The following is a 23,614-nucleotide window of genomic DNA, read 5'->3' as shown; positions in this document are numbered from 1 at the left end:
CCGTACCTATAGTGGATTCAATGCCATCGGGTTTATTAATTTTATTTATCGCTGTATTAGTACCTATCCTTGTTGGGCTTTTTCCTTTTGTTAGTGTACTAACACTGCCTCGTTAATTATATCAAGGTGGGCAGTTGGTATGTGATAGCAACTGCGCTTTGTAACTTAAGGTGGGTGTTGCTACTTAAAGCCGTTAATGCTCCAAAGGGACGGTGATGACAAATACATATTGGTATCCCCTAACATTATATCTCTGGGGGAGTAGTGGTTAATTTCAAAAACGATTATACCGTATTCTACACTATAGAAATATGCCCCATAATAGTTGTCATCGGGCTCTATTGGTGGCGATCCGCCAATATTTATAAAATAACCATCATATTGTTCTTTGCCAAACGAAAGCACAGAGCGAGTTATTTCATACTCAGAAGAGAGCTCTTCAATTGTACCGGTTACGTATTTTTTGAGTGGGCCTGGCAGTATGCTTTCATCTGGGATGGCAAGCACAGTTGAAGAAATCATATAGCAGCGTATAAACCCGCTTAACTGACACGGAAAAATGGGAGAAAAAGAGCTTCCCTCGTAATACATTAACTTTTCCAAATCAAAGTGTACCTGTCCACCGTCTATTCTGGTGTAACTCACTATATTAGACGAGTCAGTGACTTTAAAATCATCACATGCAGTTAGCATAAAAGCGATAGATAGAAGAGCAATCAGCTTAACCATGTATAACTTTCTTCCTTTTTTATTGTGATTACAATTGGGTAGATGTACCTCCGTGCTCAAGAATACCTTGATTCGCACATAACTATGTATAGGCAGTGGGAAGCGCTTTCAATACACTTACTGATGTACCCAACAGAGAGATGGCAGGGCTTAAGATCGACACCAAATTAACTTTGCACAATTATCCTACTAAAGAATTCGTTTTGATCTAGTTCGATTTTTCACGCTTAATCTAATCCTATTGAAACAAAGCCAATGTCTTTCAAGTTTGAACACGGTTAGAGCAAATAAAAGCGCACTGGCACCAGCACTTTATTGTTGAGCATTTTTTCGGGTGGTAGCGGCAGAGGTTGCGCGCGCTTCACAACACTTTTTGCTTCTTTGTTGAGCAGTGGATAGCGAGAAGCTTGAACCACTTCGATATCGCGCGCTTGGCCTTGTGCATCTATTGTAAAACGCACCGTCACGGTGGCTTCTTGACGGCGTTTTCTCGCCATTTTTGGGTAGCGTTTTTTCTTTGCTAGGTGGGCAATTAATTCGGCCTGCCAGTTTTGTGTCATTTGCAAAGTGAGTATCTCATCTTGGCCTTGCTGTTGGGCCTGATTTTGCGTGGCCACTGTCTCTGCTTGAATGGATTTGGCTTGACTGGCGACACTTTGCTGTTGCGCCGGTTTTGTTGCAATCAACTCTGGTTTTTCAAGCTGTGGTTGAGGCGCAGGCTTGTGCGGTTCGACCGCCGCAACCTGTTCAGGTTCAGCGGACGGTTGCGGATCTGGCTCTGGTTGAAGTGTTTGTTTGGGCTCAGGAGGTGTGGTTTGCGCAAGCTTCTTAGCTGCGGCAATTTTTCCTTCATGCACTAACCCGATATCACTGGACGTAATTGCTTCAACTTTTGCTTGGGGTGGTGTGTTGGCCGATAGAGCTTGTGTGCTCTGAAGTTCTTGAGATTGACTATGGGTCTTGGCCAACGGCGCCAGCTTGACCACGAAGGGGGCTTTAGGTGGAGCTGGAGGAAGCGGCGTTGAAGGCTGCCAATGCCACAGCGCAACCCCAAGTACAGCTAGGTGTAAAACAATGGCCCAAGTAAATGCGAGTGACCAATCACGGCGAGAAAGCACTTAATTCAGGTCCTCTTCGCCGACCAGTGACACATTGAGATAACCTATGTCTCTGAGCGTATTCAGTAATGACATAAGCGCCCCATAATTAACTTGCTGATCAGCACGGATAAATATGATTTGTTCAAGGTTATTGCCACTGGCGTCATTGAGGACATGAGCGAGCTCTGTCTCGGCAATGGCTTTGTCACCTAAAAAAAGTTGTCGCTCTTTATCTAAAGATAAAATCAGTTGTTTTTGGTCTAGAGCTTGGTGCTCTGCATTGGCACCGGGTAGTTCAAGGGGCACTGACACCGTTGATAAAGGTGCCGCAACCATGAAAATAATCAGTAATACCAACATGACATCGATAAAGGGTGTCATGTTGATTTCATTGTTGAGTGCGAACTCATCTTGCTCGCCGTCATTCATCATCGCCATGCTAACGTAGCTCTAATTGGCGACCAGCGAGCACGAGTAACTGGCTTGATAAGGCATTGAGCTGTTTGCGATAAAGTGCAATATTTCGGGTAAAATGGTTGTACATCAATACCGCGGGGATTGCAGCGACTAAGCCAGCCGCAGTGGCCAATAACGCTTCGGCAATGCCGGGGGCGACAACGGCTAAATTAGTGGTATTGGTGGTGGCAATGCCAACAAAGCTGTTCATTATGCCCCACACCGTACCGAACAAACCGATAAAGGGGGCTGTTGAACCAATGGAAGCCAGCGAACCTGTGCCTTGAGTCAAACCATCCGTGAACTCGTCGACACGGCTCTTCATTCGCTGGAGGGATCTTTCCTTAATTCCTTCAGCTGTGGCATTATTTTTTGCGCCCCAGTCTAATTCAATGAGCACTTCAGTGACTAACTGTGCTTCTAAAACGCTCGGAGTACGCAATTGTTCTAGGTTATTTTTGCTGCGGCTGTTTGCTAGCAACTCGCTGAGCCGGCTGCGTGCCGCTGCAATTTGCTTTTGCTTGGCGATAAAGATCCCCCAGCAAGTCACTGATGCAGCGACCAACATTAACATGACGCTTTTGACCACCCAATCTGCTTGCATAAACATACCGTAAGCGGTGAGGGAGCCGCCAGCGGCCGAGGCCTCAAATGTGAGCAATAGTGCAACACAGGCAGTGGCTTTTTTCATCTTTTGTTCAATCCTGCTTTATCTAAAAACAAACCCTTATGTTTAAAGAACGCGTGAGATTAAAAAAAGCGTAATTAGTTTTTAAATTTTTTTACTTTATGTATCAGCCATCGCATTTGGAATGCGGTCAGTTAATGGTTTTAGCAGATAACTTAACATTGAACGCTCGCCATTTTTGACAAAGGCTTGCACTGGCATCCCAGCTTGTAACACCAAGTTTTCAGTAAGCGCATCTTCACTGACTCGGATAGCTACTTGATAGTAGGGCTGTCCGGTACGTTCGTCGTTCACTGTATCTTGTGCCAAACGCTCAACCTGACCGCGCACTTTTGGTGTGGTGCTGGTATTAAATGCGCTAAATAGCAAGTCGACATCTTGACCAAGGGCGACACTGTCAATCAGATTGCTCGGGATCTTTGCATTGACGATCAGTTGTTGCCCTTTGGGTACAATTTCCATCAGCAGCTGAGATTGAGACACGACGTCACCAAAGGCATCCAAACCAACCACTTGGCCCGCCACGGGAGCGCGAATTTTGCTGTGATCTAGGCTAAATTGTGCAGTGGTCATTTGTTGCTGGAACTCACTGATATTGGATTGATTTTTTGCCCTTTGTTGACTCACCTCTTGGCGGTAATTTTTGCGAGTTTGCTGTAGCTGAGTATCTAGCTCAAGTAGGCGTGCGCGCTGTGACAACAGCTCTGACATGGCATTTGCCGAGTCCGCCCGGATCTCGGCGGCCTGTGCTTTCAATTGGTAAAGCTGCTCTTGTGATTGAAAGCCTTTTTTAACCAGTGCTTGGGTGTCCTTTACCCAGTTGTCATAGACGCCCGCTCTTTGATTGTGGCTCGCAACGACATGCTCTAGGCCAGAGATGCGAGATTGCGTGGTATGTTTGTTGTCTTGCAGTAATTTTAGTTGCGTGTGCAAAGCATCGCGGCGTTGCTCGAATACTTGTTGATTGAGCGCCATGGCCTGGCGTGCTTGGGGTAAATTCACCTTGGTCAATACCGCCGAATATTGGAGGAGGGCTGCATCTGCCAATTCAGCGTTCAGGCGTTCTTTCTCTGCCAGTGCCATATAATATTGGGTTGTGGCAGCCGCCAGCTGACTTTTCGCAATTTTATTATCCAAGATCAGCAAAGGGTCTCCTTGCTCTACCCACTGTCCGTTTTGCACTAATAAGTCCGTGATAACGCCATTTTGCGGTGCCTGAATTTGTTTTTTATGTCCGGATACGACCACTTGGCCTTCGACAACCACGCCTTTATCCAGTGGTGCAAATGCACCCCAGACTAAAAACACGCCCAAACTGAAGGCGATGGTGATCCAGCCAAGACGGATATGTTGACTGCCGGCGATTTCTTGATTTGCCTTCATGTTACGCTGCTCCTCTATGGCCTTGCTGGGCTTTTTGCATGGCACCTAGTACCTGCTGTTTGGGCCCAAAGGCCTGCACATTGCCTTTATTGAGCAACAATATTTTGTCACTCAGGCCTAAAATATTGGCTCTATGAGTAATGAAAATGACACTGCAACCGGACTGCTTGAGTGTTTTGATGGTGTTTGCCAGTGCTGCTTCGCCAGCATCGTCCAAGTTCGAGTTAGCCTCATCGAGGATCACCAGTTTGGGGTTGCCGTACAGCGCCCTCGCCAAACCTATACGCTGTTTTTCGCCGCCAGATAGACCCATGCCTCCTTCACCTAAAATTGTGTTGTAGCCATTGGGTAATTTAAGGATCATCTCATGTACGCCAGCTAACCGCGCAGCATCGATGACAGCCTCGTCATTTATATTGCCAAAGCGGGCAATATTCTCGCTGATACTACCTGCAAACAAGCCGACATCTTGAGGCAAATAACCCAAGTGAGGGCCTAAACTCTGTGTATCCCATTGAAAAATGTCAGCACCATCTAGGCGTACCTTACCCATGTGTGGTGCCCAGATCCCAGTTATCAATCGCGCTATGGATGATTTTCCAGCACCCGAAGGACCCAGTATGGCGAGTACCTCACCTGGCGCTAGCTCAAAACTGATATTGCTGAGCACCGGAGTTTGAGCCATTGGTGGGATCAAGGTGGCATTTTCTACACTTAATTTGCCACTTGGGGCTGGCAGAGCGAGCCCGGCTTTTGGAGCTGGATATTGGTGCAATAGCGCATCTAGACGTTGGCGAGACAGCTTCACACTCTGCCACTGCTTAAATGCACCAACAAGCTGCTCAACTGGAGATAATAAGCGACCAGCCATGATAGAGCCGGCGATCATCATGCCGGCGGTGATTTGGCCATCTACTGCCAACCAAGCTCCGGCGCCTAAAACCACTGATTGCAGTGCGAGGCGCAAAACTTTGCTGGTGGCTGTGAGCACTGAGCTTAAGTTGCTGGCTTCACTTTGGTGGCTGATACCTGCTTGGTGCTGAGTTTGCCATCGTGCCTGTAAATTACCTTGCATCCCCATAGCGTGCGCAACCTCTGCATTATTGATAATACCGCTGGCAAGTCGTGTGGCATTGGCGGTTGCCAAAGATGAGGCCTGTAAGGGCTTTTTAGCCCAGACTTCATTGAGTAGTGCCAATGCGAACAATAGTATGGTGCCGACCAGTGCAATGGCGCCGAGCAATGGGTGAAAGAAAAACAACAGTAGCAGAAAGATTGGTGCCCAAGGTGCATCGAAAAAGGCAAAAATACCTGTGCCGGTCATAAATTGACGGACTTGGTTGAGGTCGTTGATAAGTTGACCTGGATTGGCATTACCTAATTTGAGCTGATGTTGATATACAGCTTCAAAAACCTTGCCGTGCAAATCGTTGTCAAAACTTTCACTGACACCAATCAATACTCGGCTACGTACCCATTCCAGTGCGCCCATTAATAAAAAGAAACCTGCTACCATCATGGATATCATTAATAAGGTGTCTAAATTGGCTGAGCTCAATACTCGGTCGTAAACTTGTAGCATGTAAATTGCGGGAATGAGCATTAACAAGTTGATGACAGCACTAAAGCCTGCGACATGCAGTAAGCTACGCTTTTGCTTACTCAGTGCGGCTTTCAATGCTTCACTTGGCTGAGTTTGGGGGATCATGCGCTATCCCCTTGACGTCGAGCGCGCGCAATCCGCAAAGCGCCCAATAGTGCCAGCCAGCCCCAATTCAGGGCACCGCCATTGCCGTAGTGAACGGTTTCACTCTCTTTGACTTTGGCCTCTGCATTTACGTAGAGCGTAGTGAGTGCACCAATTCGAGCGCCGACGTCAGCATCTCGACAATTGATGGAAAAGGAGTACACGCCGGAGTCTGGAGATATCTTGATACTACCTTGTGGTGCAATATCCCCATCAGGCACCCAGTCGCCGCTCGCGACACCGCCTGTGGCGATACAGTTTGTCGCATTGCTGCTACTCCAAGTCACTTCGGCTTCTTCGCCGAGCTTTAAAGTGCCCGGGGTGATACTGATAGAGACTGAACCTGTTGGCTTCATACCACTGAGATCGACTTCATACACAGTGCCCAAAATGTCATTTTCATACACCCAACCGGCTTGGTTGGTATAGCCACGACCACCATTTATGGTCGTACCATAGAGTCGTCCATTTTCTGCCAGCATCAAACCCGTGGGTGTTTTGCCATCTACGTCTTCACCAGGCCCGCCTTTAAAGGAGTGCACGTGCTCAAAGCCGCTCTCAATGAGCTTGCCATCTTTGAACTTGATATCTGCTAAATTAATACGGTAAATAGTCCCGTCACTTGTCATATTGAGTGCTTGTTCGGGGTATTTTCCACCCTCTCTCACGGAGATTAAGTCGCTCTTATGTACGCCGCCACCCATCGTCGTACCGTACAAGTAGCCACTTTCTGTTATCACCATGGGGCCACGTGGCTGACTACCATCTTCGCCGCTAAAGGTATGCAGTAAGGTAAATTCCGAGCCATCTTTTTTGAGCCTAAATACCGAGCCATGTGGGTTGCTGCCATCGTAATGAGGGTAGTCAGTATGGATCAAGCGCTCACGCTCACCAATTGCGTTATAAAACAGGTAGTCTCCACCGCAAAGACCATTGGCAAATGCAGTCTCTTTGCCACTGTATGTAATGATGCCTTTTGTTTTACAGCTTCCAACCGAGGTTGAACCATATAAGTAGCCTTGTTCATCTTCCACTAAATAAGTTGCGATGCGGCCTTCAGTGGCGTTTGTATCCCACGGTACTTCACCTTGCTGTAAAGTAAACTCGTGCAGTATGGTAAGCGCGTCCACCGGGTTTTCACTGAGCTCAATCGCATAGAGCGCTCCAACGGGAAAATTGTCGTCAATGGATAGGGTATCTAAAAATGGTATGCCTCTTGGGTACCCTATGTAGCCATAAAGTGTGTTGCCACTGAGTAACATACCGCCAGCAGCAGTAAAGTCACTATGCGGGCTATTGTTAAAACGATATAGCTCCAACAAGCTATTGTCGTGTTCTAGGCGCATTAACCTAGAGTAGGTTTTGTGATCTGTATCGATAAACAGCAGGCGACTTTGGTTGTCAAATATGGGATTGACATTAGGTTGCGGGAAGAGTTCTTTATTTTCATTGTTAAAGAGAATGGTTTTATTGCTGCCATCTGAGTGCACGAAAAAAACGTTGCCTTTACTATCAATACTATACAGTCGATCTAATTCTGGGTGCTGTACAAACCCGACCAATCCATTTACATCTTTTGCCAATGCAAAATAATGACCTTCAACCGGTGTTAGTCCCCACATACTTGGTGCTACGACATCGTTGCCGGTGCGGCCCATTAATGAGAGGCCAATCAATTGATCTCGCTCTGCGTTATAAATGGGCGGTGCAAAGGGCTTGCCCGCACTCGGCCAACCTTCAGGCCCTGTATAGTGAAGGGACGTGAGGTAATTAACGCTGACATGATCAATTGCAGTGGTAGCAAGGCTAGAGAAAGGTAGTGATAACAAAAAGATACAGAGTTTTTTCATAGTTGGCTCAATAAATGACAGATAGCACTGCAGCTGTGCTGCAGTGCTCTAAGGTTAAGCGACTAGGTCGAAGTCAACTGGGGTAGACACACCAACAGTGCCTGTTGGGCCTAAGTCAACACCATTTGTAGAAAGTACATTCATCAAGTAGCTGAAGTCTGAGTCTTTCATGCCATCAACAATGTTGTGTGTCGTGTTGTCACCAGCGTTGCGGCCAATTACGCCACCATTTGCATCGAAGCCTGCGTTTAGACCAACCGTGTCTAGACCATCGAAGCTCACAAGCTCTTCAGTGAAGCTGTATTCACCGTTTGCGTTTTGAGTTAGACCGCGGCCGAATGAGATAGACGCGATTTCACCGTACATTGTGTGTGAAGGGCCTGCGAAGAATGTGTAGTCAATGTAAGAACCATCAGCAGCTTGAATGATAAATCCTAGGCTTTCAGCACCCACTTGGCCTTCTTGCGCATACTGTGTACCAGAGAAAGTACCGAACATACCCCAGAAGCCTAGGTCTACAGTTGGGTTTGGATTCTCAGCACCAGCAAAGCTACCAATGTTTTCGTTGTAGTCAGTGTTCGTGAAAAAACGAGACGCATCAGTGAAGAAGTCGTTTAGGCTAGGGAAGTCGTAGCTAACGCTGTAAGTTACTTGTATAGACATGATAAATCCTTAATAGTTAATTGTTTTATAATATTGACCTAGCGGTCGTGTTGAGACATATCGGCTGCGCGCCAATCCGATATGTCCGTTGTTATTGGCAAGGGCATGCCCTTGCAATTCAAATTCTTTTGGCTTATCTGGCTTTGCGGAATCGTCTGCCCATTACCAAGCCCAAAATCAGCATTAGCCCGCCAAATGCACCACTGCTGCCTTTGTCTTCTTGAGGTTCCTGCGCAGGCGTTTCACTCGTATCAGGTGTTGGCTCAGGTTCAGGCTCAGGCTCAGGTTCAGGCTCAGGCTCAGGCTCAGGCTCAGGCTCAGGCTCAGGCTCAGGCTCAGGCTCAGGCTCAGGTTCTGGTTCAGGTTCAGGCTCAGGCTCAGGTTCAGGCTCAGGTTCAGGCTCAGGTTCTGGCTCAGCATTGACTACCAGTTCAAGTGTGCGAACAAAGGCTTTTTGATCCGTATCCAGGCAAGTGAGGACGTAAGATTTGTCACCTTTCGACTCTGGCTCAATAGTTTCTTGACCTGTTGCATCCTTTTCACCTGCCCAATCACCGCTGGCGGTACAGCTACTGAGGTTAGTGGATTGCCAGTTTAGCTCCAGACTTTCACCCAGTTCGAGCTGCTCTGTTTCAGTGGTAAAACTGAGGCCGTGTTGAGTGACAGAAAATTGAAAAACACCACCCGAGTCAGTGGTATTGTTGCCATTGGTTACGCCATATATGGTTTGTGAGCCATCGAGTAAGGTACCAACAGATAGGCCCATAGGTGCGATTGAATCTTTACCAGCAAAGTGCAGCACGACTTCATAAGCGTCTTTAGCTCTGTCTACATCACTGGCATCTTCACTTAGATTGATGCGATAGAGCGTACCGGACTCCCCATCACGGCCACCGCTTGAAGTAGTGCCGTAAATGTTGCCATCGGCGGCCAACACCAGGGGACCTGCTGGTTTATCACCATCTTGGCTATCTTCTTGTGTCGCAAAGGTGTGTAGAACAGTGAATCCATTGTCATTGCTTTTGTGCATGCGCCAGATGGTTTTTTGTGACGTACCGTAAATCCAGTCGCCATGTTCAACGAGTCCGTTGGTTGCCAGCACATGATCGTCAATCAGTCCGTGAGTCTCATCATCAAAGCTCTTGAGTACAGTGACTTCTGTGCTGCCATCTGTTTCGACATTGGCTAAGTTCACTTTAAATAAAGTACCGCTGGCAAAGTTATCACCTTCTAAGCCGTCATTGCTGCCCGCGCCTGCGGAGTCTGCTGATTTATGCGCAAGGCCGTAAATGGCATTGTCAGTTGCACTAAAAATCAAAGCGGCGGGTGATTGTCCTTTGGTGAAAACGTATAGGTCGCCAGCTGCTTGTTTGTATTCATCGCGGCTGAAATCGACCAGCGTTGCAAGTTCACCTGCGCTGCTGAGTCTTAGCAGTGCATAAAAGTCATCGCTGCGATCTGAGGCTGCGAAGTACACGTTGTCATTTGAATCTACTGTGAGTAAGCCATGTATTTCAAATTTACCGCCATTGATACCTGACAGATCAAGGTCCGCCAGTGCATCTTGCATTTCTTCGCCTTCGCTCCACTTAAATAAACTGGTTTTAGCGCCACCGTAAGCCATGCCTTGACCGTCGATAACAACATTTGTACCAAACGCTGTGATCTCGGTATTCAGTGAGTTGGCTTGCGTGTTGTAGTCAGTTAGCGCACCTTCAGTTAACTGGGGCGTAAAATAATAAATACCGGACTGTCTGATTGAGGCAAAATCGCTACCGCCACCAGAGAGAAAAGTGCCGACAAGCTTGCCGCTGACCGGATGTAGTACGGGCGGTTTTGCAGGCAACATACCCTTATCACCACCAAACATGATGGTTTGTGGTGTGCCAAACACATGTAATTGCTGCAGGTTGATCTCAGCGGCGCTTGCCAAGTTTGCGCTAACTAACGCGCTACTGATAAGTGCCAACTTAAAAGCTTTTCGCATGTTTATACCCTTGTCTTTAATTAAAATTTTGCTGTTATTCTTGCGATGACGCTGCGCCCCGGCGCAATCCAGTAAGAGGTGCCATTTGCTTCGGCATAATTGAGGTCCTTGAGGTTATCAATCGACATACGCAGCTGAATATTTGGTGAGTACTGGTAGTCCAGCCACACGTCGTAAACTTCCCAATCCACGACCTTTTCATAAGCTTTTCCACCGCGGCCATCGTTGTCTTCAAAGCGCATTCTTGCGCCAACCTTTAGGCTGTCATCAAACAGCTTCAATCCAAGTGTGATGGCGCCACTGTGTTTCGGAGGTGGAATGTAAAGCAGTCCGCCAGACTCAGTTTTACCTAAGTTTGTTGCGGGGAAACCGACCTGACTGCCGAGTGGGAACGGGTTGTAGTCACCTAGACCGGGATCGAAATTCATCTTGGTATAGTTGAGCTCTGCAAATATCACTTTAGATTGATAATCAGCTTGCAGCTCTATGCCTTCAAAGCGGATTTCATCTTGTAAATTGACATAGCTGCGAATGCCACTTTTGTCACTGACAGAGGTTGGGCTCATCACCATTCCCTGAATAATGAAGTTGTCTACGGTGTTTTCGAACCAACCTGTTTTAATAAACAGATCATGCTCTTTGGCCAGCTGAGTAAACTCAAAATTCATTCCTACTTCATTGTTAAGAGACTCTTCGGCTTGTAAGCCGGGATTTGGGTAGAAAGGAAATTGGTTACCCACATGCATCCCGAATAACAAGGTTTCGGTGATCGAGGGAGGGCGCACACCTTTGGCAGAACTGACATAGGCTTGAATCTCATCATTAAAGCGGTACGCAAAACGCAAGTTAGGCGAGACAAAATCGTCGTGGCGCGCCACGGCAAAATTAGTGTAGATCAGCGTCTTGCTTGGAGTGACGCCGGGTGGGTTGAGAATAGACCCCGAGTTGATCTCACCCTCTCCCTCGAGTGAGAAGTGCTCGTATCTGACGCCTGCTTCAATAGACAGATGCTCACCATATTGCCACTCGGTCTGGAAGAATGCACTGCTCACTGCGCGGCTTCCCCCCGGAGTTGCCCCAGTGAACCAAGTTGGGTCACCGGTTCCCGGCGTTTGCTGGATCGCTTGAGGCTGGGTCCAGTCTCTAAAGTATTCCATGCCAGTATTGAGCATGAGCAGAGAGTCTGCTTCACTCAGCCAGTCGTGTTCTAAGCTAAAGAATGAAATATTTTCGAGCACCAGGCCAAAGGTATTGGTTTCGTATTGCAGCTCAAACTCCCCGTAAGGGTTAATCGAGTCTCCCAGCTCAAACTGATGTTGGCGCATTTGAGTTCGGTTGTAGTAAATGCTTGAACTTAAGTCAAAATAATCTGAGTTAGGGTTCCAGAAATAATCTACTTTAATGGTGTCATTACTGAGTTTGCTGGTGGCACTAGGTTGCTCGGTTTCTCCTGTGGTGGAGCCCTCGTTAAAGTTGGCAGAGAAACCTACATAACTTAGTTTTATGGCGTGTTGTTCATTGATTTTATAATTGGCTTTGAGCAAAGAGGACCATTGATCTTGCTCGGTAAAAGAGCTGAGCGCATCAAAGTAATTGTCATTGCCGGCATTACCACCGTGCTGACCAGGCTCAAACCTTCCGACGTGTTTGCGCCCAACCGCTGCGACCAGCTCAAGATCCTTTCCCAAGCGTACTCCTGAGGCGAGTAAGCCTTGCATATGGTATGCGTTGCTGCCTGTTGCGAGCGCAACTTTGCTGCCGTGGTCTTTTCCTTCAAGTGCGAGATCAGCAAATTCCAGCGTGTTGAAATTGACTACGCCCCCAATGGCACCTGCGCCGCCAGCGTGGCCGACGGGACCTTTTGCAATGTCGACACTGGAAAGCAGCTGGGGATCGAGGTAGACGGTACCATTGGCGCCGTGTCCGCTGCGCTGAAAATTCTGTCTTGCACCATCGATCATCACATTGACTCGGCCAAAGTCTTGAATACCTCGTACATTGACCGCGACTCCGGGTTCTTGACGTGTTTGCGATGTTGTCACTCCGGGCACATTGTAGAAAATGTCAGAGGTATCTCGTGGTGCTACACGGGCGAGTTGATCTTGGCTTAATTTGGTGTCTGAAGAAGCGGACTGATAGATCTCTTTATGGGTATTATTACTGGCATATACTTCAAGAGTATCGAGCATGACCGCGTGTTCTAGGTTGCTTGATAACGCTCGAATGACATAGCTACCATTGCTGGTTTTTTCAGCGTATAAACCTGTGCCTGCGAGCAGCTGCTCAAAGCCATCACTCAGTACAAACGCGCCTTTTAACCCAGTAGTTTGGGCACTGCCGATCTGGTTAGGATCAAATTGCAGCAGTACGCCTGTTTGCAGTGCCAGGGTATTGAGTGCCTCAGCTAAGCTGCCTTTGGGAATATCAAGTTGGTGTGCCTGTTGTGCCAAAGCTGCGCTTGGTAGAGCAAGTCCAGTACACAATAAAGCAGTATAAATTGAGCGAGTAGCACTGTCGCCTATCATAAATAGTTCTCATTATTATTTAGAGCTACTTATAGGACGGGGCAGTAAAAAAAAACAGTACCCAAAAACTCAAAAAAACTAAAAAACTTTTACCACCTCTTGAAAAGTCATTTTATTTCAATGAGATAACTTGAAGGTAATTTGCAATCGACCTGTGCTTAATGGCTGGATCTGACGCCAACATTTTCAGTGCTAAGTCAACATCGTCAGTAGGGTACACACCTGAAACTCGGATCTGGCTGAGCTCCGAATGCTGGTATACAAATACACCCGGATAGTAGGATTCTAGTGATTCAAGCAGCTCAGTCAGACTGATATCATTTGCAACTAGCCTATTGTTCAACCAAGCCAGTCTGATATCAGGGTTTGTTTGATAAGGTCCTGTTAGGTATCTGTCTGCAACTTCCATGGCTTGGCCCTGTTGCCCAATCACACATCTATGTTGTGGTAAATAACACAGCTCTACCTTAGATTCGCTCACTACGACAAAGGTGTCTTGCCCTTTGGTTTTCACCGAGAAGCTGGTGCCTAAAGCTGTTGCACTGGTGTTATGAGTTGCCACCACCAGTGGCCATGAAGGGTTAGTTATTGCCTCAACGTGTATTTCGCCTTTGAATAATCGAATCAACCTAGTGTCTGCATTGTATTCAATATCTACTTGCGTTTCGGCATTCAACGTCAATACGCTGCCATCTTGCAGTTGTATGGTTTGTGTTTGGCCTTTTAGGGTGTAGTGATCTGCTGTGACGCCACTTAGCCCTAAATGATTTAGCAATAGCCCAAACCCTGCAAACAAAGTAACGCTAAGGAAGGTTTTGGCGAGACTTACCGATCTGGGTTTATCTTTGTCTAGTACATTATTGAGTACCCGAACATTCAGGCCTGTATCTTCAGGGGTATCAAACTCACCCCAAAGCGCTTGTAATTCTGCGTACGCTTTTTGATTGTCTGGATGTAAGTTCAGCCACTGATGATGGGCTTGAATATCTTCGTCGGCGGGCGAATCTGAGTGGAGTAGAGCACACCAGTCTGCAGCCTGCTTGAGTTTATGTTGATAGCTGGTTTGATTCGCCGACATGGGTTTCTCTATGTGTTGATTATTCCATCAGTTGACTGTGGCAATGTAGCAATGTTTGCGCGATGTACTTTTGCACCATACTTTCAGAAACATTGAGCTGCGCAGCAATCTCTTTGTATTTCATGCCATCTAAACGTGCCATTAAAAAGGCGCGTCGTGGTTTGTCTGCCAGACCCTCTAATAAACGTGATAGCGCTTCTAATCTTTGCATGGTTTCTAACACCGTTTCACATGAAGGCGCCTGCTCTTGCTGCATTTCGGTTTGCGCTTCAATATAGGCTTGCTCAATACGCTTGCGCCTCGCCTTATCTATGATCAAGCGATTGGCGATGGTTGCTAAGTATGCTCTTGGCTCTTTGACTTCAAGCAGATCTGTAGAGGAAGTCAGGGCCCTAATAAAGGTGTCCTGAGATAAATCCTGTGCATCGTGATGACAATGTAGTTTTAGCTTGTTTTGTAAAAATCTAACTAACCAAAATTGGTTATCACGAATAAAAAGGTCCATGCCAGCGGAATTCGACACCTTTGTTCCTTACCATAGTGCATAAATAGGAATAATTATCATTAACGGTATCATTAATAAGATGGTGTAGCAAGTCTATTATTCTACGAATAAAACATTGCTCGATGCAGATAACAGGGATTTTTCTAGTTCATAATTATCATAATTTTCAGTTTGAGAGGGCAATATGAGAGCTGCTTACTTAGCTTTGGTTTGGAATAGGTGTACCACTTCAAACGCCTTATATTCTTTGACTTCCCCGCTTTTTAAGTGGTTATTGAGTACCACCAGATCCGTGTTATGTTTCGCATCAGAGTAGGTCCATAGGCTTGTATCATGAGCAAAAGTTTAGCTACTTGTAAACTGGTTAAAAAAAGTGTTCTGAAAACGCCGCGCAAACGAACTAGATGTTGAGCGGTGTTGCGTGATTTGCATCTATCCATTTGTATTTTAATACTTAATTTTAGTCATCTAGAAGGTTGGCAAGGTGATTCATAAAATGGCAAGGCGAGTACAAAGGCAGATTACGAGCAGCGATATTCAATGTGATATGCACAAGTAAGTTTGCTTCAATCGCTCCACACTGTGTTAAAGAATATGTAAATACGCCCGACTCTGAGCGAAGTGCTAGCTGAAAAATATCAAGCGGTTGACATTTTATATTCCGACGAAGTTATCACTATATGCGCTAAATTATTGTTTTTAGTCATTGTATTTAAAGTACTTTTTAAGTTTAAATGTTGACTTTACTAAGGTTTTTTATGGCGATAACCCCCCATTTTTCTGCACGACACTTTGATTTTCAGCTTGTTATAAAAATGTTGGTGTTAATGGCGCAAAATACACAGATTCAATTACACTAAATAAAACGTGTTTGTTTTCCTAGCCGGTAAACGCGTACCGACTTTTTGACGTAAAGTCATTTACCACAAACTGCGCGAGAATAAAAAAGGAAATTGCTTTGCATATAGATGTAGAAAGTACAGGGAAGCGATTTAAGCTGTCTTTTATCGTGGTGTCTATCTGTGTCCTACTGAGTATGTTGGCATCTCTTTGGGTCTGGCAGCTTGCCGATAACCAAGAAAAACACCTCATTAAATTAACCGCGATTGCCAAGAGCGAATTGATTGAGCATCAATTTATCAATTCGATGCCTGCCATCATCAGTGCGCTGGAGCGCATGCGCAATCGCTGGGTGGCACGAGAAGGGCCGCCTTTTGAAGAGTGGCGATTGGATGCACAGGATTATGTCAATGATCATGCTGGGCTGCGTGCCGTCGAATGGGTGAACAGCGAGTATGTTGTTAAATGGGTTGTGCCACTGCAAGGCAATGAGTCGGCAGTTGATCTCGACTTGTCATTCGAGAAAAACAGGTTAAAGGCCCTAGAGCGAGCAAAGGTCTCGAAAAACTTTTCACTGTCTAAGCCGGTCCAGCTTGTTCAAGGCGGTAAAGGCTTTTTAGCGTATTTTCCGATTTATATTCGCGGTAGATTTGACGGGTTTATTTTAGGTGTGTTTGACATATCCCAATTGGTAGATAGCCTGCTTCCGCATGAATTTATCAATGACTACAACATTGAAGTACTGTCAGAAGGCAGCGTGATGTTTAGTAAAGTAGAGGCGGGTATGCAGTACGATGAGTCTACTGGTTTTAGTCATTCATTTGCACTGCATGGCGTCAACTGGGAGTTATTGCTGTGGCCTAAGCAAAGCCGTGTTTCGGTTGATGACTCTGATATTCACTATATTGCCCTGCTCAATGGGTTGTTTGTTTCTTTCCTGGCAGGTATCGCCTCTTTTTATTTAATCAAATCTCGCATGTCTGAGCGGATCATTAGTGCACAAGATGCTGAGTACAAAGCAACGCTCGACAACGCCATTGATGGCATCATCACCATAGATGCAAATGGTGTGATAAAGAGTATCAACAACTCGGCAGTGCGTATGTTTGGGTACGAAAAAGAAGAGAGTGTTGGTAAGAATATAAACTTCTTTATGCCTGAACCATATAAAAGTGAGCATGATCAATATCTGATTAATTATCTAACAACGGGTGAAAAGAAAATCATAGGCACTGGGCGGCAGGTGAAAGGTTTGCGAAAAAATGGCCAAATCTTCCCATTGGATCTGGGGGTTACCGGGTTTAGTGTTGCAGGTGAGCAGTTTTTTTGTGGGGTAGTGAGAGATATTTCCAAGCAAGTTGAGATGGACCAAGAGCGAGAGCAATTGATTGAGCGTTTGACCAAGTCCAACGAAGAGTTAGACAACTTTGCTTATATTGCCTCTCATGATTTAAAAGAGCCGTTACGAGCAATACAGAATCACGCTGGATTTTTAAAAGAGGACTATGAGACTGAGCTGGGCGAAGATGGTGTATATAAATTGGACCGTTTGGTATACCTAGGCTCTAAAATGGAGCAGCTTATTTCTAATCTGATGTATTTCTCAAGATTGGGCCGTGAGGAGCAAAGCAGCAAGCAGGTCAATATGGATGAAGCGCTCAGTCATGTGCTTGAACGCCTAAAAGAGTCGCTGCAAGAATATAACGTCGAGGTGCTCACAGAAGCCTTACCCAATGTGGTTGGTAACCAAACGCGATTAGAAGAGCTGTTATACAACCTAATAACGAATGGGTACAAATACAACTTATCGGAACGTAAATCTATTCGTGTGAATTATGATTTAGAGCGGCATGCATTTTGTGTCAGAGATAATGGTATTGGCATTGATGCACACTTTAAAACCGAAGTCTTCAGAATATTTAAGCGCCTAAATAGCAATAAAAAGTTTGGCGAGGGCACGGGATCTGGCTTGACCTTTGCGAAAAAAATTGTTGAACAACACAAGGGTAAAATTTGGTTTGAGTCGGAGCTTGGAAAAGGAACAAGTTTCTATTTTACATTGAAGGAAAGTGAAGTCGAAAATGAATGATAATAAATTGATTCTGATTGTAGAAGATAGCGATGACGATTATTACGCGACTAATCGGGCATTTAAAAAAGACGGTAACCTATCAAATCCAATTGTACGATGTGAAGACGGTCAAGAAGCGCTGAATTACCTCAGTCAAGAGTGGACACCGTCGCATCCAAAGCCGGCTATGATACTGTTGGATCTTAACCTACCGGGGCTGGATGGCCGTCTCGTGTTAAAAGAAATAAAAAATACTCGGCGCCTTGCAAACATCCCCATTGTGGTTTTGACAACCTCAGATGATGAAAAGGATATTGAGGAGTGTTATGACCTTGGGGCCAATACCTATATTCAAAAGCCAGTTAAACTGGAGTCATTATTTGATGCTGTACAAAAACTTAAAGACTATTGGTTTCAGATTGCGATTTTACCAAAAGGAGACTAACTCCATAACGGTGATAGTTTTTGGACGAAATCATATTAGGCTGGTTGGGTACTCGCCTGCACGGTAGATGCTGCCTAGCCTATTGTTTTGGCATGTCGGGGGCATGGTGCTTCTTGTGTACTTGTATCAAGAGCCAAAATCAATCGCATTGAAACAGCTGAATTTCAAGAGTAAGTCAATATAGTGCACTGAGAAAGACTTGGTGTAATGACCCCCTACTTAATATCCCAGCGGACAAATAGGTTTGTTCGAAGGTGGTTTCTGGCCGCTACACTCTACTTTTCTACATCATTTATTGTTCAATCTCTTTACTAAACGCTGTTTTTCTTAGCTTTTGGATATGTGAGCGATAAGTGAGTGGATGCCTTTTAATAAAATTCGAAGATTTTTCCGCATGAAGCAAATTATATTTATGACAATTAAGTTTGTAAGTCACTATCAAAAATAAAATAAATATTTACCAGCAATACTGATTGGCGAGGGAAGAGATGAAAAACAATGCAGTAAGAAGAAAAATAAAGGTGAATAACCTAATGGAAGAGGTACAGCATAACTTACGTCGAGTTCGCAAAAAGAACAAGCTGACTCAAAGTCAACTTGGTGCAAAGCTCGATGTTGATCAAGCGACTATTAGTAATTTTGAAACTGGCAGAACGATTATGACCATGGCGCAGCTATACGAAATGTATCTAATATTTGGTGATGATTTTGCCTGTCCTTATATCAGCTATACAGGCAGTGATGGTAGCCAAAAAGCAGGCTAGTGATGCGTTGATACCCTATATCTGAGAGGTGCTACGTAAAACCGCCATTTTCTTTGGTGGACCAGTGATGTGCTAGGCGCTTTAAAATAGTGTCTGTTGTATCAAAAACAATGTCCATGTGCGGATCGTGTTCTGATCACTGTATACAAGTTTGGAGTTTGTTCACCTACTTGGTTGGGGTCAATAGAAATTACGGCACCTTTTCATCTGCCAATGTGTATCGATCTGTGGCCTTTCTGGTTGGTAGCTAAAATGCGCCGCTGTTATGGTGGAAAGTCCAAAGGCCAGAGCCGTGCGTAAATACAGCGTAGTGTGTATGACCTACTAATTTCTGAATTCGAATGCGACAATCGACACTTTAGGGTAGAACAATAATGAGAGGCGGTTTTATAGGTTATCGTTGAAGAGATACTTCAGAGTGCTTGAGCAATAGAGACGTTACTTGTCATCTTTGAATCGATGGGAGTCGTCGCTTTCATTGATTTCGTCACTGATACTTTTGATCTGATTTAAAAGCGCTTTTGCATCAACTTTACAATAAAACAACCATTTAAAAAAATGCCCTGTTCTAGGTTCACCTACACCTAATTCGTAATTGCTGACCGTTTCTCTGGTTATATTGAGTTTATCGGCCATCTGCTTTTGCGTCAGTCCTGCTTTTTTTCTCATCGCTTTAAGGTCATTACCACTTATCACATCATTATTCCTTTCCAAAAATTAAAGGTATTACTTTGACAGAGTTTATGTGGGCTTAAATCTTTAGCATGCATTGCGAAAATGAGTGCTTGGAATCATCTTTATATCAATAGTTATGGTAATAAATTTACCCAAGGTGGATACTTTAATTGGGCTTTGCCAACTTTTTTCCTCTGCAATGCTCAAAATTAATTGTGTAATAAATGGTGTCAGGTCGTCGCGCATAAACTTCGTAAAACTTTCAGGTTGTTGATTCTTAAGGTTATAAAAATGATATAGGAAAAAGCCTCTATTGTGATTTCGTAAGCAATTATGTCAATGAGTGACAGGCTATCCCGTGTGGTTGTAAAAACAAACGAGAAGCGCTGCAAACTCATTGAATGATAGTTGAGGACGCGAACTAGATTTGATCAGATGTATTTTTATCTAGTGCCTGCTGTATTGCTTCCAGCATAGGCTGTGCCAGTCGCTCACTATAACCTGCTTGTGCGTAGCTGATCTGGCCATTTTTTTCCATGACTAAAGTATAGGGCAGGCCGGGTTTCTTAAATCTGTTGTAGAGCGCATCTCTTTTATCAAAAACAAACTCAATTTGCAGCCCTCGCTGTTCAAATTGTCGAAGCAGGCTTTTGTATGTGCGTCGGGTTTGCCCGAGCTTTCCCTCTTCTTTTGTATTGACAACAACTACTCGAATACGCTCATTTGTGAGCTTACGCTGAAGTCCCTCAAGTAGTGGAAGCAGCTGCTTACAGTATACACACCATGAGGCCCAAAAGGTCACAATCGTGGGCGTGGTGGTACTGCGAAACACCGGCTCACCTAGTTTATTTTGACCGATAACCTGATCGGCAGCAAAATGTGTGATGTTCGCGTTTGCCGAGGTAGTAAAACACAATACAAATAATAACATCAGGTATCTTTTCATGCAGTAGGTCCTGTAGGAGAGGTGGGTAATAGCGCAGTTTTAACGCCGTGAATATTCTAAAACGCGATTTTTTTACTATGATAACAGTGATTGCGTAATTGTACCTAATTTAGGTTATGTATGGTGAGTGCATAAGGAAACTGAATCTATATCACTTTGCTCTTTGGCTTTATATTTGAATCTAGGGTGAAGTAGTTTACTGGCTTGAGTAGTAACGGCAAAGAAAGGCGCTGGTACAAATGAGGTTGTTGGTGCCGACATCCCAAGGCGTGGTGCCAATTTAATTGCGCTCCTTACTCGGCGTATGCGATATCGCTGTACTAAAGAGTGATAGACCAACAGCCCAACAAAATTACCGCAACCACACTCAGTAACACATTGCCCTGTTTTTGGCGTATTAAATTGGGTTGGTCGGTTGTGTTATGCGGTTTAGTAAACAAGTAATTACAGATAAATGCGAAAAGAACTGCGAGGGCAATTTGCAACCAGCCAAATGACAGCAAGTAACCAGATATCAGCAAGCTTGCCAGCATACCTGTAGCTGCAAAATATTTCGCTTTTTTAGGCACTACTTTGTGCTGTTGCCAGTTACTTAGCGTCACACCAAATTTGGGATGTGTGAGCAACCAATATTCGAGGCGTTTAGATGACTTGGAGAAGCACCACAGTGACATAATTAAAAATACCGTAGTTGGCATGATTGGCAGTAAAGCGCCAATCACAGCCAATCCGAGCGACACAATACCACCGGCAAAATAACCATACTTCAACATATTACGTTGTACATTAAGCGACATGGGTACTCGGAGAATGGGTGTAACTTATCTCTACCAGCGCATTGGCAAATTTAAATGCAGCCTGTGCACCAGCTAACATCGCTTGCTCTTGATCTTCACTGAGCTCTACCTTTTCAATGCTTTGCATAAACTGCCTCCAATGTGAGCCTCTGCCGACCTCTGATCCAGCTAGAAAGCGTGCACCATATTTATCACTTAGACCTAGCTTTTCAGCCTCTTTGGCTAAAATAGCCGCGCCAAGTTTTGAGCCTTCAATGACATATAACCAGCCCAAACTTTCATAATGAGAGGCGTTGAGCTTGCTCAGCATATGTATAGCAGCTGGCTGTGGCATATTTAAATCTTGAAAGTCAGCAAGCAGTTGAGCACTGCGATCTCTGGCTTGCAGATCTGGGATAATGGTTGCTAATTGAGCATCTTGATACAGTGCAGCAACGTGTTTCATTAAGTGGTATTGGTAGCACAAAAATTGACCATAATTGGCTTTGTTGTCAAACGGCGACTGCGCCATGATCTTTTTGTCGAGTTGGTCGTGAACACTGGATGTTGACGTTCTAAGTTTACTCATTCTCGGGTAGTTAGATGATTTTAAGCTGCTCATAATTTTCTAATTTAATTGGTCATATAAATAAGAACGTATGAGCGATAAAAACCCTTACCATACACTTTATGATTGTTTTCAAGTTATTGTTATTAAGATTCTTTTTATTTTTAGATAACGAGTGAGCGGCACTGGTCATGTTTTGTTAGGCGCGTTGGCAAGGGTATCTATGGGTGGTGCACTGCGATTATTAACCGAGCTTCGAAATAATAAAAATGCTCGATTTTTAAACACATATCAAACCAATAGCAATACTTTACGATCAATCATCAGCCAAAACCTAGCCATTTCAAATGAAAGTCTCTATATCTCAATTGGGAACATTATTGTAAATAACATGTAAAGGAAAGCGCGATGAAAAAGCGATATTTAAGTGCCCTCACAGTGTGCTTAGGACTAGCCGCCAGTCATGCTGATGCGGCAAGTTGTGCAGATACCAATGTCTATCCGAATTGGCCACAGTCTGATTGGCAGGGTCAGCCGAGCCATGCAAATACTGGCGACAAACTTGTCCACAACAATATATTGTATCAAGCCAAATGGTGGACCAGTGCGGAGCCTGGAACCAGTTCGGCATGGCGGTATTTAGGCCGTTGTGATGATGCAACACAGATCACGCCAGTTGAAAAATACGGTCGTTTAAAGGTGTGTGGTACGGGACTGTGCAGCGAATCAAACCAGCGTGTGCAGCTTCGTGGCATGAGCAGTCACGGTCTGCAGTGGCATGGATTAGGTAAATGTTTAACTGAAAAAAGTTTGGATGTATTAGCGTTTGACTGGCAAGCTGATATTTTGCGTTTGAGCTTGTATGTACAAGAAGGCGGGTATGAAACAGATCCGGTTGGCTTTACTAACCAAATGCACCAACTCATTGAAATGGCAAGCCAGCGTGGGTTATATGTGTTGGTTGACTGGCACCAGCTTGATCCGGGCGACCCAAACTACAATGTTGAAGGGGCAAAAAAGTTTTTCACCGATATTGTGACCAAGCACAAACACCGCAATAACCTGATCTATGATATTGCCAACGAACCAAATGGCGTTCCTTGGTCAGCGGTACGCCACTATGCTGAGCAGGTTATTCCTGTGATCCGTGCGATTCAACCTAATGCTCTGATCATGGTCGGAACTCACGGTTGGTCTACGTTTGGTGCATCAATGGCAGATGGCGATTTACAAGATGTGATCAACGACCCAGTTCCATTCGACAATATTATGTACACCTTCCACTTTTATGCTGCTGCACACACCGAATATCATCGCAATATGCTGGATAAAGCTTCAGATATTTTTCCCGTATTTGTCAGCGAGTTTGGTACTCAGCACTACACTGGTGGCGGCGCAAATGACTTTGTCAGTTCACAAAAGTACATAGACTTGATGGCACGAAAAAAAATCAGCTGGACCAATTGGAATTATTCAGACGATCCGCTGAGTGGGGCTGCTTGGCAAGTGGGCAGCTGTGCGGCGCAAGACTTTTCAGACGCTCAATTGAAAGAAGCGGGTGCTTGGATAAAAGCGAAAATACAAGAGGGACGTTAGTCGTCAGCACATTGCTAATCAAACAGTAAAAGAGAGCAATTGCTCTCTTTTTTATTTAATTTTTTGGAATAAGTACAAGGCGGCTTAAATGTCGCTAGCTTATTCATAGTACTGACTTATTTGTTTTTTTACCTTTGTTGGGGAAGTTTAGCCATGCAAATTAACTTTAATATTTTCAAAAAGATGGGGTTTTGAATAAATAATTTGCAACAAAGTGAGCTG

At 44.9% G+C, this 23,614-nt stretch carries 20 protein-coding genes; 4 read left to right on the top strand and 16 right to left on the bottom strand.

Going from position 1 to position 23,614, the window contains the following annotated elements; genetic code table 11:
• Positions 1-180: 180 nt before the first annotated feature.
• The 12 genes from J8M00_RS21895 to J8M00_RS21840 all read right to left on the bottom strand — a co-directional run bounded on the left by J8M00_RS21895 (position 181) and on the right by J8M00_RS21840 (position 14,729).
• Positions 181-729 (bottom strand): hypothetical protein, encoded by a 549-nt coding sequence (locus J8M00_RS21895; RefSeq protein WP_211012594.1) that lies wholly within the window; start codon positions 727-729, stop codon positions 181-183.
• 278 nt (positions 730-1,007) lie between these two features.
• Complete coding sequence (locus J8M00_RS28640; protein WP_211012593.1) at positions 1,008-1,847, bottom strand: energy transducer TonB; 840 nt, start codon at positions 1,845-1,847, stop codon at positions 1,008-1,010.
• Positions 1,848-2,267, bottom strand: coding sequence for a biopolymer transporter ExbD (locus J8M00_RS21885; protein ID WP_023398984.1), 420 nt, complete (start codon positions 2,265-2,267; stop codon positions 1,848-1,850).
• A gap of 1 nt (position 2,268) precedes the next feature.
• Positions 2,269-2,976: a tonB-system energizer ExbB gene (gene exbB / locus J8M00_RS21880; RefSeq protein ID WP_247687509.1), complete on the bottom strand. Its 708-nt coding sequence runs from the start codon at positions 2,974-2,976 to the stop codon at positions 2,269-2,271.
• Positions 2,977-3,072: 96 nt separating this feature from the next.
• On the bottom strand, positions 3,073-4,356 hold the full coding sequence (locus J8M00_RS21875) for an HlyD family type I secretion periplasmic adaptor subunit (RefSeq protein ID WP_211012592.1): 1,284 nt from the start codon (positions 4,354-4,356) through the stop codon (positions 3,073-3,075).
• A gap of 1 nt (position 4,357) precedes the next feature.
• Positions 4,358-6,064, bottom strand: a complete 1,707-nt coding sequence (locus J8M00_RS21870) for a type I secretion system permease/ATPase (protein ID WP_211012591.1) — start codon at positions 6,062-6,064, stop codon at positions 4,358-4,360.
• The gene (locus tag J8M00_RS21865; protein WP_211012590.1) at positions 6,061-7,953 is read right to left on the bottom strand and encodes a choice-of-anchor tandem repeat GloVer-containing protein; all 1,893 of its coding nucleotides are present in this window, start codon (positions 7,951-7,953) and stop codon (positions 6,061-6,063) included. The genes J8M00_RS21870 and J8M00_RS21865 overlap by 4 nt, the downstream gene beginning before the upstream one ends.
• Positions 7,954-8,007: 54 nt before the next feature.
• Positions 8,008-8,616: a heme acquisition protein HasA gene (locus tag J8M00_RS21860; RefSeq protein ID WP_211012589.1), complete on the bottom strand. Its 609-nt coding sequence runs from the start codon at positions 8,614-8,616 to the stop codon at positions 8,008-8,010.
• Positions 8,617-8,749: 133 nt separating this feature from the next.
• Positions 8,750-10,603: a procyclic acidic repetitive family protein gene (locus J8M00_RS21855; RefSeq protein ID WP_211012588.1), complete on the bottom strand. Its 1,854-nt coding sequence runs from the start codon at positions 10,601-10,603 to the stop codon at positions 8,750-8,752.
• 20 nt (positions 10,604-10,623) lie between these two features.
• Positions 10,624-13,128 (bottom strand): TonB-dependent receptor, encoded by a 2,505-nt coding sequence (locus tag J8M00_RS21850; protein ID WP_211012587.1) that lies wholly within the window; start codon positions 13,126-13,128, stop codon positions 10,624-10,626.
• Between the two features lie 112 nt (positions 13,129-13,240).
• The gene (locus tag J8M00_RS21845; protein ID WP_211012586.1) at positions 13,241-14,206 is read right to left on the bottom strand and encodes a FecR family protein; all 966 of its coding nucleotides are present in this window, start codon (positions 14,204-14,206) and stop codon (positions 13,241-13,243) included.
• Positions 14,207-14,225: 19 nt separating this feature from the next.
• Entirely contained in the window at positions 14,226-14,729 is a 504-nt protein-coding gene (locus J8M00_RS21840; RefSeq protein WP_211012585.1) for a sigma-70 family RNA polymerase sigma factor, read from the bottom strand.
• A 940-nt stretch (positions 14,730-15,669) separates the two neighbouring features.
• On the opposite strand from J8M00_RS21840, the gene J8M00_RS21835 reads away from it, so the two are divergent.
• The 3 genes from J8M00_RS21835 (at position 15,670) to J8M00_RS21825 (ending at position 18,831) form a co-directional block, all read left to right on the top strand.
• Entirely contained in the window at positions 15,670-17,640 is a 1,971-nt protein-coding gene (locus J8M00_RS21835; protein ID WP_211012584.1) for a PAS domain S-box protein, read from the top strand.
• Positions 17,633-18,067: a response regulator gene (locus J8M00_RS21830; protein WP_211012583.1), complete on the top strand. Its 435-nt coding sequence runs from the start codon at positions 17,633-17,635 to the stop codon at positions 18,065-18,067. Before J8M00_RS21835 ends, J8M00_RS21830 begins: the two co-directional genes overlap by 8 nt.
• 488 nt (positions 18,068-18,555) lie before the next feature.
• Positions 18,556-18,831 (top strand): helix-turn-helix transcriptional regulator, encoded by a 276-nt coding sequence (locus J8M00_RS21825; protein ID WP_211012582.1) that lies wholly within the window; start codon positions 18,556-18,558, stop codon positions 18,829-18,831.
• A gap of 438 nt (positions 18,832-19,269) precedes the next feature.
• Here the strand turns inward: J8M00_RS21825 and J8M00_RS21820 are convergent, their stop codons facing one another.
• From J8M00_RS21820 to J8M00_RS21805, 4 genes are all read right to left on the bottom strand, one after another.
• On the bottom strand, positions 19,270-19,527 hold the full coding sequence (locus J8M00_RS21820; RefSeq protein ID WP_211012581.1) for a helix-turn-helix domain-containing protein: 258 nt from the start codon (positions 19,525-19,527) through the stop codon (positions 19,270-19,272).
• Positions 19,528-19,927: 400 nt separating this feature from the next.
• The gene (locus J8M00_RS21815; RefSeq protein WP_211012580.1) at positions 19,928-20,452 is read right to left on the bottom strand and encodes a TlpA disulfide reductase family protein; all 525 of its coding nucleotides are present in this window, start codon (positions 20,450-20,452) and stop codon (positions 19,928-19,930) included.
• 320 nt (positions 20,453-20,772) lie between these two features.
• Positions 20,773-21,249 (bottom strand): YbaN family protein, encoded by a 477-nt coding sequence (locus J8M00_RS21810; protein ID WP_211012579.1) that lies wholly within the window; start codon positions 21,247-21,249, stop codon positions 20,773-20,775.
• A complete protein-coding gene (locus J8M00_RS21805; RefSeq protein WP_211012578.1) occupies positions 21,239-21,850 on the bottom strand; it encodes a biliverdin-producing heme oxygenase in 612 nt (203 codons plus the stop codon). The genes J8M00_RS21810 and J8M00_RS21805 overlap by 11 nt, the downstream gene beginning before the upstream one ends.
• Before the next feature lie 354 nt (positions 21,851-22,204).
• Between J8M00_RS21805 and J8M00_RS21800 the strand changes: the two genes are divergently transcribed.
• Complete coding sequence (locus J8M00_RS21800; protein ID WP_211012577.1) at positions 22,205-23,392, top strand: cellulase family glycosylhydrolase; 1,188 nt, start codon at positions 22,205-22,207, stop codon at positions 23,390-23,392.
• Positions 23,393-23,614: the final 222 nt, after the last annotated feature.

It is taken from the genome of Pseudoalteromonas luteoviolacea, assembly GCF_018100925.1.
GTDB classification, from domain to species: Bacteria; Pseudomonadota; Gammaproteobacteria; order Enterobacterales; family Alteromonadaceae; genus Pseudoalteromonas; species Pseudoalteromonas obscura.
Note: the sequence above shows the minus strand (reverse complement) of the source record. Positions and strands in the feature narration are given on the sequence as shown.